This window comes from Niallia sp. HCP3S3_B10, from assembly GCF_052064465.1.
In the GTDB taxonomy this organism is placed as follows: Bacteria; Bacillota; Bacilli; order Bacillales; family Cytobacillaceae; genus Niallia; species Niallia hominis.
The window spans coordinates 62,661-75,396 of sequence record NZ_JBQHVO010000008.1; the positions used below are offsets into that span (position 1 = coordinate 62,661).

Consider the following 12,736-nt stretch of genomic DNA (forward strand, 5'->3'; position numbering starts at 1 on the left):
CAAATGAACAAAAACAAAATTTTTATGGCAGCAACCCTATTGGTTATTTTACTTATGGGAATGTCTGCTTGCAGCAATTCATCTAATGAAACTACCTCAAGCAATACTCAAACGGAACCAGAGAATATAGAAGAAAGTACAGACAATGCATCTGAGAATATTGCGGACCCCACTCCTAGCGATCAAAATGAATCAGATGAAGCCGCTAATAATAATAACGATTCAAATTCAGAGAACAATAATATAGAGGAAAGAAGGCAAGAAAGTTTAACTACTATTCAAAAAGAGCTGGATGCATTGCCAGATAAGATTGCGGGCAACAAACAAGTTTTTCTAGAAAAATTAGATAATCTCCAGAAAGAACTTGATACTTTACCAGATAAAGAGGGTTCCGATTCAGGTGCTACAAACGCAATGAAAAATTACTACGGCATTTCTTATGAAAAGTATGATGAAGCCCTGAATGCTATTTATGCAACATTAAAAAAAGACTTGTCAACAGAGACGATACAGGATTTACAAACTAAACAGCTGAAATGGATTGATCAGAAAGAAGCAAAAGCGGAGGAAGAAAGACTAAAATATAATGGAGGCACCTTTGAAAATGTCGCATTATATATCTCTTTATACGAATCGACAAAAGAAAGATGTTATGTATTAGTGAATGAGTATATGACGGATTAAAGAAATATGGGAAGTCATTATGACTTCCCATATAATATTTTTAGTTTATTTTCTTATTATCTTTACTGTTCACAATAATGCTATACTCTTCATTAGCAAGTATGTCCGCTATTTCATCGGATTTTAAAAACTCCACTATTACTCCTTCAATTTCAGCTCCAAGTTGTTTTGACTGAGGATTGGAACTTAATTCCGAGGTACTAATAATGAATGTCAATGGTTCCCTTTTATAGCTTACACCTGTTACCTTGTATTCCTTTTTAGATAATAGACCTTCTGCGACGGGTGCTATATTATGAATTCCCCCTATATACTATCCAGTATTAAAATATATATATCTTCTTTTACAACATTTCATGATACCTATAATTTAATAGGATTTTAAATCTAATTCCATAAATCTTGCCTCTTTAATCGGATTATATACATATGGCTCAATATCATAAAATCCCATTGATTCATATAAACTTTGTGCTTTCTTCATCGTTGAAAGGGTATCTAGTCTTATATATTCATATTTCAGCCGTTTAGCTTCATCAATAATCACTTTGATAAGACCTTTTCCAATTCTATATCCCTTAAATTCATCACGAACATATAATCTTTTCATTTCAGCTATACCGTCTTTAATATTGCGAAGTGCCACACATCCTGCAACCTTCTCATTAACCATTGCTACATTTATTATTCCATCAGGGGGTGCATACTTTCCTGGCAATGTATTTAGTTCTGTATCAAAACCTTGAAAATCAAGGTCTATATTTAGAGAATGAGCATATTCTAAAAAAGTTTTTTCACTTCTTCCATCATTCCATCATCAAGGATTCGCTTAAATTCAATCGTATTCTCCTTGTTTCCAACTGCCATTATTAAAATCCCCCTTGGTATTTAACTATTCCTTTACTCCCCATCAATAGTGGACTATTCCCACCAATAATACCATAATTTTCAGAATATTCCACTGCTAATCTACAAAGAAAAAAGCAATCAAAGATGATCACTTTTTTATGCTTAAACTATATAATTTTAACCCGTTATGTATTATCTAGCCCACCCTACATTTTCTCTCACAATTTTAGCTGGATACCCTGCTATTGTGCAATTCTTCTCTTTGAATTTTTTCGTCACACAGCTATTATAGCCGACGATGCAATCATCTGCTATTTCGGTGCCTTTTAGGATATCTACATTTGCTCCTACCCAAATATGATTACCTATTGTGACTGGCTCTGTGTTTTTGTCTTTGCTATTATCCAAGATATTATAAATCGTATGTCCATTGGAATCTCTTACACTAACACTCCATCCAAATAAGACATTATCGCCTATTTCAATCCTTTCGCGGCATGCAAAAAAGCAGTTTCGATTACAGTCAAAGTTTTCCCCGAAGACTAAAGTCCCCTTGTCCACTCGAATGGAAACTCCGCTCGCAAAATTAGCTTTCCCATTGAAAATTAATTTCCCTTCTTTTTTTACGCAAATAAATCCGCTGTTCTTTAATGATTGATTGACCCCATCTGACCCATTTGTAAAATTAACTTTAATCATAAATCGCGTTATTTTACCATTGATCACACAGGTACCCCTACTAACATCCGCAATTTTTGTATTATAAGAAATTAAGATAGGTAGTTTTATTGCTTGTTTAAACGGAAACGCTTTAAAGTTAAAATATAGTGTTTTAGGCATTGAAAATAATAGCTTGATCAATAACATTACTTTTCTCATTTGCACTCTCCTGAACTATTCAATATTATATACCAATATTACCAAAGGCGTAATGAGGAAAGTGCAAAGGTTTTATTAATTCTATATGTATTTCTTGTAAATTTATATCGTACCTTGATTATATATTACACTTAACTACTTACTTTTTTTAAAGAGTATAGCAAAGTACCTACCAACATTCCTAACGATATCCCTACTCCGCAGCCTGCAACAGCTAGAAATACATTACCTGCTATCATTCCAAATATAGTAACAATCACCCCAGGTAATAATTAAAAAATCATCCCATATAGTAAATAGCTTTCTAATTTTGGATGCTTACCACCTTTCATATCAGTCATATTTCTCCCTCCTTTATTTCGATAAGCACCACTTACTTAGGAGTCTGCTTATTTTTTGTGTGAATCAAGAAGTATGAGCTTCCTCCCACCATGTATCCTCCCATAATGGAAAGCGCTGTTCCGACGATAACCCATTTCGTGGAAAATATATTCCTGACATAAATAAAAATACGTCAACCGCTATGAAGATTGGAACTTTTTTCATTTTCTCCTCCCATTCATCTAAAAAAAATTTCCGTAGATCATACCATTTGGTACTAATTTTTCCTATATTTATTCATACGTATATGGAACAAATTGGTTTCATTTATAAGAGCTTTTCTCATTGTTCCTTAGACAAAAATATGCTCCTTTGTTCTTTAAATATCGTCGTCTGTTCTACATTATGAATAATTTAACACAGTTTCTAATATCTTGAAATTTAAAAACAAAGAATGTTCAGAATCTGCTATAATGAAAGAAATATTTTTCAAACGAAGAGGTGAATTGCGTGTATTGGACTCCGTTATTTGAAAATGATGTACCAGCAGCATATTTCTGCTCTTAATGAGAAAGGTGACTGCATCTCTCCGTTAGGGGCTTTTAGACCTACTAAAAAAACGGAGGATAAAAATGAAAAAAAGTATATTAGGATCTATTTATTTAACTTTAGCTGCAAGCATTTGGGGTGGTATGTACGTTGTTGTGAAAGTGGTTGTTGCGGTCATTCCTCCACTTGAACTTGTATGGATTCGTTATCTAATCGCTATTGTCGCTTTGGTTATCATAGGGTTTGTAACTCGGCAAAAATGGCGAATGGAAAAACGTTATTTCCTTATCATCATAGGCATTGGCATTATTGGAAATGCCATTTCTATTGTAGCGCAAGAAACAGGTACCATGTTGTCCACAGCTCAAATGGGTGCAATTATCACTTCATCCACCCCTGCGTTTATGGTTATTTTTGCACGATTGCTGCTTAAAGAACGTTTGACAATGAAAAAGGGTCTTTCCATTTCTCTCGCTACAATTGGCGTTTTTCTTATTGTCGGAATCGGTAATCTTGATTTAACAAGCAAATTAGGTGGGATAGCACTTTTAATCGCCGCATTGACGTGGGCATTTATGTCTGTACTTGTAAAGCTTTTGCCAAGTGACTATTCACAAATTGTTGTCACTACTTATTCTATCGCGGTCGCTTTAATCGTGTTGACACCTTTTGTAATGCCAAGGCTACAAGGAATCCATATTTCTGAATGGGGACACCCTTCTATTTTTGGAGGTCTATTATATTTAGGAATTGTTTCAACAGCTGGAGGATTTCTCCTTTGGAACCGTGGGCTACAAATGCTTAACGCCTCAAGTGGCGGAATCTTTTTCTTCTTCCAGCCTGTGGTCGGAGCAGTACTTGGATGGATTATTCTTGGAGAAAATATCGGATTAACCTTTTGGATTGGCTCCATCCTAATTCTTGTTGGTGTTTTATTTATTATATCGGAGAAATGAACAAGTTCCCCATTCCCCCAAAAAATGAGGTCGGGACAAACTATATTAATAAGAAAAACGGAGCAGCCTGAATACACGTAGACTCCTATGGGAGCTGCGAGAAAGGTGAGACCCCGGAGGCGAAAGCTGAGGAGGCTCACCGCTCGCCCCATGGAAAGCGAAGTGTATTCAGGCTGCGGCTAATACCACCACTTTACTGAAACAGCCTATTATCTATGGTTGGAATACTTATGTCTCAACCTTGTTCTCTTCATCTAAATCTTTTATCTGTCTAAAAAATACAATAATCCTCTTTATGCCTTGCCTGACCCATTACATAAAAAGATTTTCCACATTATTAAATAATTTAAAAACCATCACCCGTTCACCTGTACGAGAACTTAAATCGGTATGAAAACTTTTTACTTCTTCTCCAGTAATCGTTACTATACATTTCTTTAGTTCTTCTACACCTGATTCCACTAATTCGGAACGAGTTTTCTTAATGGTTAATAGTCCTTCTTTTGTTTCACACACCGTATATTCAGCTGGTGTTAATATACCTTGTAAACTCACGATAATCATATCCCGTAATATATCTGTTTTAACAGATAAAGATCCACGACCAAGAAAGTCCTTTTCCCATTGAGTAATTGCCTTACTGATTTCGGCTTCACAAGAGCCTTTTGATATTTTCATTTTCTATGCATCCCCTATTGAACAATAAAAACTAGTTTTCTATCTGTTTTTTATTTTTAAAAAGATTGGCTTATGGTAGAAGCAAATCTTTGTAATATATATGAATATATACCATTCCGATTGATGACTCAATAACATTTAGCATGCTTTTTCATTTTTTAAGCAGTTTTATTTGCCGAAATCTCAGTGATGGCAGACTTTCCATGTTGATTATGGATGATTAAACCTCTCACTTTAACCTTTGCAGGCACTAATGGATGGTGACAAATCATATTAACACAATTTTTGATATTGTCACCAGTATTTTGTTTCCCATTTAGCCATTCATTAATTGTTTCACCGGAAAATTCAGGCATGCTATTTTGAAATAGATAATTTAATGTTTGTATTTTGGCATTAGATTGATCTTTTATAGAAATAGCACTATTTCCTTCTTCTCTTGTTCCGACAACAAAGATTTCTTCTACTTGTTCCTGATAAATAGCAATAATAATGGACCTCATAATATCCCCAAAAGGATTGGAAATAACAGGGCCAAAGCATTTGATAGTCAGCATGTTTTCTGGTTGAATATTCGTTTCTTCTTTTAAAATAGACTCCAAGCCTTCTCTAACATCCATCAGAAATAACACTTTTTTCGTCTTTTCTAAATTCATATCGTACACTCCTTTGTTATAAAAACCAACTGCTACCAGTTTTCCCAATGACCTTCTGGACTGACACTCGCTAGTCGGAGCCAACCATTTTTTACTTTTTGTTGAAATGCTGCATTATTTTTTAATAATCGCTCCACATATTCTTTAGGTGCCTGAATGACAATCAGCAGACGAAGTGGAGAATGATAAGCTTCATTGTCTGATTGCATAACAGATTGCCAAGGAAGGCCAGTTAATAAGTCACTTGCATTTCCTTGCATAACACCAATACCTGCTGTAACAGTTTGCGTTGCCTTATTGCCACTACCATAATAATGGGGAGCTACCGTTGAGGCGTAATATTCTAGATTTATCCATTGAGCGACAGTTCCTGGACCGGAAATAATCGTATCTAAAAGTTCCCCATTGCGGTCCTTCTGCCAATTGTAATTATGAAGAAATACTCTGCCTTCTAAGTCAGAACCTTCCGTTAATGTACGTTGTCCTATAATAAAAGCCGCATTGCCAGCTAACCCCCATTCCGGTCGGATCACGCTCCAATCTTCAGCTAGTTGATAGGCCTCAGACTTTGGCTTGCTCTGTTTCGATTGGAAATGAGGTAATTTAGCAAGACGCTCTGCATTTGCCTGGTGGCTTACTCTTGGCAAAATGGCTTCGATACGCTGAAACGCAGCATGTGCTGAATCGGAAAGCTCCTCTGGTATATATATCCAGTGTAATTCATCCACTGTTGTATTGTGCTCAGCCGCTACAAAGACAGTATCATCAGGAATAGCTATTCCTTCCAAAGCTAGCTCTTCCCTTACTTCAACAAGGTTACATAAAGTTGCTAAAACCCTAGCATTGAATCCACCTGATGCCCCTCCACAGGCACCACAGTCAAGTGAAGACGCATAAGGGTTATTAATACTTTGACTTCCATGTCCACATATCACAACTAATGGGCTGAAATTGTCTGTTATTCCCATCATTTTTAGAGCTTGTCGGGCATAGTTCACTTTATCGCTCTCCGAAAATCCAATCGGTATTCCTTCCTCTGTTTGATGAACATGATGAAGCACCAAGTTTGTCTTCGGTTTACGCAACCAATTTTTACGAAGATTATGAATCAAACGATCTGCACTTTTTGGCACAAAACTGCGTGCTACCATTTGAAGACTAAGCCAGGGACCACTTAATTCCGGTAAAAGTAGGTTTGCAAGTAAGTTCTGTTTCATTGTTTTAAATGTATAACTTAAGGAATGAACTGCCTGCTTACGTTGTTGAAAGGAAATTAATTCATTCTCCTCTGTACTCTCCATAATTTTATGCAAAGGCTTATTCATAATTGGCAAGGATGGATGACTGTGCGCGCTCCCCAATTCATTCGTTGCAATTGGTATTCCAAAAAAACCAGCCATGCCAATCGTTTCAAATGGTCCTTCTTTTTCCAATTGACGACGAAATGGTTCTGAGCGTACGTCAATACAAAATACAAATTGCGCTAACGTCGTATCCTTATCGCTGTTCCTAGATTGTTTGGAGATAATCTTTTGCCTTAACTGCTCAGCATGTGTTTGTTCCCAAGCTTCCAGCCAAAGTTTTCTGCATAGTTTCTCATCAAATCTTGCCGCAAATAGCAAATATTCGTGTTGTTTAGTCTTTGACAACTGTGTCCATTCCTTTAGTGACAGGCTAGCCCAATGAATCAAAGCTGCTAATAGAGAATGAGTGGCCTCCCTTTTTTCCAATCGTTTATTCCTAAAAGGGAGATAGGGATGTATAAGAGCCCATTCCAAGGAAATTCGAACTGCTAAATATTCGGTGATTAGGGCATTTTCCTCACTTGACTGATTAGAACGCCAAAGCATCATTCCTGCCCAACCTGGTAACGAAAGTAAATGTACTTCTAGATAACTCTGGATTTCCGTGTCAGGGATATCTAGTGCTTTTAACGCTTTTTTCAAAGCACTATCAGCCTCTTCTGGCCATTTTTTTAAACTTTCACGCTGTGATTTTGATAGTGCTGGATCATAGCAAACGAGACGATGCCAAGAACGATAGAAACCATCCTCACGATGAGGCATTTCCCAACCTGCCTGTGAGTCATCGAGATATAATTTACACCACTTGATTACATGGTAATCGAGAATATTGATTAACCTTTCCCCATCTTGATTCTCTATTTGGGAACTGATTGGTTGCATGGAAGAATGATTGATAGAATCGAGATTCTGTTCCCTAAGTTCCTCCACTTTTTTCTTGAGTTCTACCGATGATAATAGATTAGATGGGATTGGTTCCAATTTCAGTGCTGCATGGCAAAAGCGCTCTGCGACATCTCGAGGGATATTAAACGTCTGTAAATTTAAATCAAGCCATCGCTGCAGTCCCTGCTTCACAAATGCTTCATTAATCTCCCCCTTATTTTTTGCTGAAAGAATCATAGAAGCACTTGGATAAATATCCACATCACGAGTATTCTTTAACCGATCCGCAACTTGATCAAAAGTTTGCTTTTCAAGCCCCATCCAAGGATGACGTGCTGCAAAAGTAGAAATCGGCCAAAGTGGTGCAATTACTTTACTAGCAGATTCAACAAAATTACTAATATCTCTTTTAGTATTTTCTATCTTTATATCTTTCTTATTAGATCTTTCTTTTGTTAAAACTGATGTAACACTCATCACTAATTACCTCCTTATGGCAATTGTTGTTTTAGATAACTGGGATGGCTTTCCACTGATTTTGGCTTTGCTTCGCCTAATCTTACTAACCATAGATAAAGTACTGCAAAGAAAATAGACGAACGATTACGGGCAATAAATGCCCCTATTACACTTCCAACTAATAAAAGACAGGCAATTATGATGACTGCTACTGTTGGAGGCTGAGTCCCCTGGGAAACTGTAGATTGCAGGAAATCATAGAAAAAATGATGAATAGTGACATAAATAGCAGCCGTCCCTCCTACCATTAATAACCCTGCGATTCGACCAATGTTTCCCTCTCCCAAAGCTACTAGCTGTTTCCAAGAAATAGACAAGGACAACCCTAAGATTATCGCACTAATTAATTGATATCCCTCTCCTGGTGACTGGAGCCAAAAGACCAATCCAACAGCGAATCCTAAAATCCATCCCGTTATGCTCCATAAAAGTGAGGTCTGTTTATTACTTTGATTAGATATTTCGAAACGACGCACCGCTGAACCTGACTGTAAAAAAAGAGTTGCTTTAAACAAACCATGTAGAATAAGATGAATAATCGCAGCAATATAGGCACCTAACGCACATTGAATGAGCATAAAGCCCATTTGTCCAATCGTAGAGCCTACTAACTGACGTTTATAGTCCACTTGCACTAAACTGATTCCAGAACCAACCAAGACAGATATACCTGCTAGAACAAGCAAGATAATAGTAGCTATATCTCCATTAAATAGTGGAGAAAAACGAGCAAGCATAATCCCCCCTGCATTTACAATTCCTGCATGCATAATTGCTGAAACAGGTGTCGGTGCAACAACAGACTCTACCAACCATCTTTGGAAAGGCCATTGAGCTGCCGGAATGATAACCGCTAGGACAATCAGTAAGTTAATCCCTGTTCTCTCCAAACTTGCAAGTTCAGCTACATTTTCGATGGATAAAACAGACGCTAATTGCCAATAACCAGTGCCTTGATATAGCCAAAGGACCGCCAATAATAAGGACAACCAGCCAAATATAAAGTTACGGGCAGAGAGCTTAGATGCTTCATTTGCTATTTTCCACCTATTGTTTAATTTGATAAGAAAGGTTAATCCAGCAAGCGTTGCTCCCCAGAATAAAACCATCAAGCGCAGATCAGCACTTAACCAAGCAATGGAAGCAGCAGCTGTTGTGAACGTAAAGAGTGGAAAATATTTTCGATAAGAGCGATCTCCCATTAAGTAACGAATAGAAAACCGTTGCACAATTAATCCTATGGCAAGAACGAAAAAAGTCATTAACCAAGCCAAGGAATCCAAGTGTAATGGACCAAAATTCCCCCTTCCATTCGGATTCACAAGTGCTACTAAGGAAACTAGAGGCGGTAAAGACACAATCCAGCTATGTATCTTCACAAAGCTCAGTGGTACTCTTGGATGCAGAAATAATAATCCACTTAGCATAGAAACTAAAATCATAATAAAAAACAATACTAGCAATAATGGCAAACTCAGCGAAACAAACATGTTGAAATTCTCCTTTTACTAACTTACTTAGAAAACCACATTGACTTCAAAAATCCCCAACGTTCCTTTTAATAAAGGGAAACTTCCGTCAGTACACCCTTTTCCCACTGATTTTTAGTTGGATCATTCGGACATTTATAAACTGTAACAGTAGAACAACATTTTTCCCCAATAAAAAAGCCGACAATTTTTATGCTTCACCATGATAATAATCATAGGAAACAAAAAAATTGTCGGCTTCCCTTCAACTAATTACAGCGAATTTTTTGAAGAGCTACCCTTTATAGGTTTTATATGTAAATTAACTTTCATAATAAATATTCCATTATTAATTGGCTACTTATTTATAAAATCACTTTTCCTTTTTCTATTAAGTTACTTTTTCATTCAGTCAATGTAAACATTAAAAGAATGCTAAAGTCTTAATCTTGAAACAAAGAAAATTAACCTATAACTAAGTATTAAGCTAAATATAAGATATTCCAAATTCTTATATTTGTCAACAAGAAAGCCTTATTCTACAATGGAAAGGTTTCTTAAATAATGACACGATACCTTTTTCCAAAGTCACAAACTATCTTAAATTTAAATTTATAGAAATATAATTACCATAGGGACATCTTGATGAATTACTATCATAAAAAGCACTAAAAATAAATCATTTTATACTGCTGGATATAAACATTGACGCATCCTCATTCATAAATATGCGATTACCATGATAAAATGTTTTCATTTTGGATGACTTAAAACCTACTTCGGATAATATTTTTTTAAATCTTCATGGGAAAAACCGTTATGAACCTTTGGATGACTAATATTATCATTTTTATCAAAATCAACAATAATTAGCTTACCGTCAGTGTTTAAGATAGAAAACAATTCCTGTAATATTCCTTTCGTATCTGGAATATGAAGAAGGACCAAAGACATGAGAATAATATCTGCTTTTAATTCCGTAGTATTTTTCGTAAAATCGGAATAAAGTACGCTTGCGTTCCTAATACCTTTTTGCGCTATTTTCGTTTTCGCAACCTCCAGCATTTGTTCCGATGAATCCACTAGCAAAATCGAATCTACCGCGTCGGTTAATTCTAAACTAACGAGACCAGTACCACTCCCATAGTCGATTAAAGATTGGGATTTACTGTTTTCTAATTCTGTCCTTACTTCCTTCGCGATAACTTTCGCCAAATCTATTCTATCTTCTGTATCATATCTTTTTGCAAGCTGTTCAAATACATTCGTTTCCATCTTTCGCTCCTCCTACTTTAAATATTAAATATTAAAGCAATAATCAACCGTTAAAGTACAATTTAGCGTTGGATGCGTTGATTCAACATATATTACCAAACTCTTATAGCCCACCATAACGTCTTTTTCGATTTCTATATTCTTCTAACGCTTGTAGAAAGTCCTTCTCAGAGAAATCTGGCCACAGTATATCAGTAAACCAGAACTCCGTGTAAGCAAGCTGCCAAAGCAGGAAATTACTTAGACGTTTTTCCCCTCCGGTTCGAATAAGGAGGTCCGGTTCTTTCGTACCTGCTGTATATAGGTAGTCTGAAAACTTCTGTTCATCCAATTCTTCTAGTGGAAATTTTCCATTGTTTATATCCGAAAACATCTCTTTCATCGCATGTAAAATCTCGTGTCGGCTACCATAGTTTAGTGCAAAATTAAGCAAAAGGCCGTCATTATACCGGGTACGTTCCATTGCATCCTCAATGGCTTCACGTGTATGAGCTGGAAGCTTTTCCATATCCCCAACTATTTCTATGCGCACATTATTAGCAATCAGATCTGGTAGATAAATAGATAGAAACTCCTTAGGAAGCCTCAATATGAACTCAATCTCGGTCTTTGGACGTTTCCAGTTTTCTGTAGAAAACGTATAAAGTGTGAGAACCTTCACCTTGCATTTAACTGCTGTCTTAACAATTTTTACGACAGTAGACACGCCTTCTTTATGACCAGCCATTCTCGGCATGGCTCGCTTCTTTGCCCAGCGTCCGTTTCCATCCATAATGATGGCAATATGTTCCGGTATAGTATCATTCGGATAATGGACGAATCCTTCTGCTTGTTTGTTATTGAAAAAAGGTAGTTTCATTGATTTCCCTCCTTTCGAAAAGTTTTTTTATATTTCTATTCCCCCAATATGTCATGATGCTTTCTGGGAATCCTTTGATGTCCTGCTTATTCACTATCTTTATCCCTACGATATTCTAAGATTTCTCCAGGTTGACATTCTAAAGCCCTGCATATTCCCTCTAATGTGGAAAGTCGAATGGCTTTGGCTTTTCCATTTTTCAAAATAGATAGATTTGCCATCGTGATTCCAACCTTCTCTGAAAGTTCGGTAACGCTCATTTTCCTTTTCGCTAACATCACATCAATATTAATTACAATTGCCATTTCATTCACCTCAGACTGTTAAATCATTTTCTGATTTTATATCAATCGCTTGTTGTAAAAGTCTTTGAAGAACAGCTGCAAAGACCGCAATTACGATGGAAGCAAAAATCGGAATCATTCCAAATAAGATAAGACCTGGAGCATCATCTGACTGAGCCAAGAGAAAAATGAAAGGCATCATTAGTACATATAAGCTGCAAATGATAATTGCATCTTTCTTTATATGGCTTAATGCCTTTACAGACATTACCGAGAAAGCTTCATTCCTATCAATATAACCCAAAAGTCTAAAAGTCTGATAAAGAGCCATATAAAACGGGATTGTAGATAGATATATTCCAATTACAATCGGATATAGAATATGGGCATAATCTGGATTTACTGGATTCTTAGCCAAGTCATACATTCCCCATAATCCTAAAACAAGAACTGGGGTTCCAATAAGAACGACAGCTATCTTTAAAAAAAGTGTTGTTCCTCTTTTCATAAAAAAGCACCTCTCCTATTTATTATCTTATTGAAATTTACCATATAATTTATCGTTTTAC

General features: G+C 36.3%; 13 protein-coding genes and 1 pseudogene. 2 read left to right on the plus strand and 12 right to left on the minus strand.

Annotated elements, in window-relative coordinates:
* Window positions 1-3: 3 nt before the first annotated feature.
* Window positions 4-684 carry a lysozyme inhibitor LprI family protein gene (locus ACTNDN_RS06310; protein ID WP_441130901.1) on the plus strand — a complete coding sequence of 227 codons (681 nt, stop codon included), beginning with the start codon at window positions 4-6 and terminating at the stop codon, window positions 682-684.
* A 40-nt stretch (window positions 685-724) separates the two neighbouring features.
* Here the strand turns inward: ACTNDN_RS06310 and ACTNDN_RS06315 are convergent, their stop codons facing one another.
* From ACTNDN_RS06315 to ACTNDN_RS06330, 4 genes are all read right to left on the minus strand, one after another.
* Complete coding sequence (locus ACTNDN_RS06315; RefSeq protein WP_311298478.1) at window positions 725-994, minus strand: DUF4030 domain-containing protein; 270 nt, start codon at window positions 992-994, stop codon at window positions 725-727.
* A 60-nt stretch (window positions 995-1,054) separates the two neighbouring features.
* A complete protein-coding gene (locus ACTNDN_RS06320) occupies window positions 1,055-1,402 on the minus strand; it encodes a GNAT family N-acetyltransferase (protein WP_396953890.1) in 348 nt (115 codons plus the stop codon).
* 323 nt (window positions 1,403-1,725) lie between these two features.
* The gene (locus tag ACTNDN_RS06325; protein WP_251629315.1) at window positions 1,726-2,412 is read right to left on the minus strand and encodes an acyltransferase; all 687 of its coding nucleotides are present in this window, start codon (window positions 2,410-2,412) and stop codon (window positions 1,726-1,728) included.
* A gap of 405 nt (window positions 2,413-2,817) precedes the next feature.
* Entirely contained in the window at window positions 2,818-2,958 is a 141-nt protein-coding gene (locus ACTNDN_RS06330; RefSeq protein WP_251629317.1) for a hypothetical protein, read from the minus strand.
* Window positions 2,959-3,365: 407 nt separating this feature from the next.
* On the opposite strand from ACTNDN_RS06330, the gene ACTNDN_RS06335 reads away from it, so the two are divergent.
* A complete protein-coding gene (locus tag ACTNDN_RS06335) occupies window positions 3,366-4,238 on the plus strand; it encodes a DMT family transporter (RefSeq protein ID WP_251629319.1) in 873 nt (290 codons plus the stop codon).
* A gap of 312 nt (window positions 4,239-4,550) precedes the next feature.
* Here ACTNDN_RS06335 and ACTNDN_RS06340 read toward each other — a convergent pair whose 3' ends face one another.
* From ACTNDN_RS06340 to ACTNDN_RS06375, 8 genes and pseudogenes are all read right to left on the minus strand, one after another.
* Window positions 4,551-4,916 carry a DUF2294 domain-containing protein gene (locus ACTNDN_RS06340; protein WP_441130902.1) on the minus strand — a complete coding sequence of 122 codons (366 nt, stop codon included), beginning with the start codon at window positions 4,914-4,916 and terminating at the stop codon, window positions 4,551-4,553.
* 158 nt (window positions 4,917-5,074) lie between these two features.
* Window positions 5,075-5,572: a carbonic anhydrase gene (locus ACTNDN_RS06345; RefSeq protein ID WP_441130903.1), complete on the minus strand. Its 498-nt coding sequence runs from the start codon at window positions 5,570-5,572 to the stop codon at window positions 5,075-5,077.
* Between the two features lie 32 nt (window positions 5,573-5,604).
* Complete coding sequence (locus ACTNDN_RS06350) at window positions 5,605-8,238, minus strand: DUF2309 domain-containing protein (RefSeq protein WP_441130904.1); 2,634 nt, start codon at window positions 8,236-8,238, stop codon at window positions 5,605-5,607.
* A 14-nt stretch (window positions 8,239-8,252) separates the two neighbouring features.
* Window positions 8,253-9,770: an NADH dehydrogenase subunit 5 gene (locus ACTNDN_RS06355; RefSeq protein WP_441130905.1), complete on the minus strand. Its 1,518-nt coding sequence runs from the start codon at window positions 9,768-9,770 to the stop codon at window positions 8,253-8,255.
* 658 nt (window positions 9,771-10,428) lie between these two features.
* Window positions 10,429-11,024: pseudogene (locus ACTNDN_RS06360) on the minus strand (class I SAM-dependent methyltransferase).
* A gap of 103 nt (window positions 11,025-11,127) precedes the next feature.
* Window positions 11,128-11,883, minus strand: coding sequence for an isoprenyl transferase (locus tag ACTNDN_RS06365; RefSeq protein ID WP_441130906.1), 756 nt, complete (start codon window positions 11,881-11,883; stop codon window positions 11,128-11,130).
* A gap of 86 nt (window positions 11,884-11,969) precedes the next feature.
* Window positions 11,970-12,188 (minus strand): helix-turn-helix domain-containing protein, encoded by a 219-nt coding sequence (locus ACTNDN_RS06370; protein WP_031537865.1) that lies wholly within the window; start codon window positions 12,186-12,188, stop codon window positions 11,970-11,972.
* A 10-nt stretch (window positions 12,189-12,198) separates the two neighbouring features.
* Complete coding sequence (locus tag ACTNDN_RS06375) at window positions 12,199-12,675, minus strand: DUF2975 domain-containing protein (RefSeq protein ID WP_031537864.1); 477 nt, start codon at window positions 12,673-12,675, stop codon at window positions 12,199-12,201.
* Between the last annotated feature and the right edge of the window lie 61 nt (window positions 12,676-12,736).

Excerpts from the sequence above, each read along its gene's own strand:
- ACTNDN_RS06375 (WP_031537864.1), bottom strand. The coding sequence starts at position 12,675 with ATGAAAAGAGGAACAACACTTTTTTTAAAGATAGCTGTCGTTCTTATT.
- ACTNDN_RS06350 (WP_441130904.1), bottom strand. The coding sequence starts at position 8,238 with ATGAGTGTTACATCAGTTTTAACAAAAGAAAGATCTAATAAGAAAGAT.
- ACTNDN_RS06365 (WP_441130906.1), bottom strand. The coding sequence starts at position 11,883 with ATGAAACTACCTTTTTTCAATAACAAACAAGCAGAAGGATTCGTCCAT.
- ACTNDN_RS06310 (WP_441130901.1), top strand. The coding sequence starts at position 4 with ATGAACAAAAACAAAATTTTTATGGCAGCAACCCTATTGGTTATTTTA.
- ACTNDN_RS06345 (WP_441130903.1), bottom strand. The coding sequence starts at position 5,572 with ATGAATTTAGAAAAGACGAAAAAAGTGTTATTTCTGATGGATGTTAGA.
- ACTNDN_RS06325 (WP_251629315.1), bottom strand. The coding sequence starts at position 2,412 with ATGAGAAAAGTAATGTTATTGATCAAGCTATTATTTTCAATGCCTAAA.
- ACTNDN_RS06335 (WP_251629319.1), top strand. The coding sequence starts at position 3,366 with ATGAAAAAAAGTATATTAGGATCTATTTATTTAACTTTAGCTGCAAGC.
- ACTNDN_RS06355 (WP_441130905.1), bottom strand. The coding sequence starts at position 9,770 with ATGTTTGTTTCGCTGAGTTTGCCATTATTGCTAGTATTGTTTTTTATT.
- ACTNDN_RS06340 (WP_441130902.1), bottom strand. The coding sequence starts at position 4,916 with ATGAAAATATCAAAAGGCTCTTGTGAAGCCGAAATCAGTAAGGCAATT.
- ACTNDN_RS06370 (WP_031537865.1), bottom strand. The coding sequence starts at position 12,188 with ATGGCAATTGTAATTAATATTGATGTGATGTTAGCGAAAAGGAAAATG.
- ACTNDN_RS06330 (WP_251629317.1), bottom strand. The coding sequence starts at position 2,958 with ATGAAAAAAGTTCCAATCTTCATAGCGGTTGACGTATTTTTATTTATG.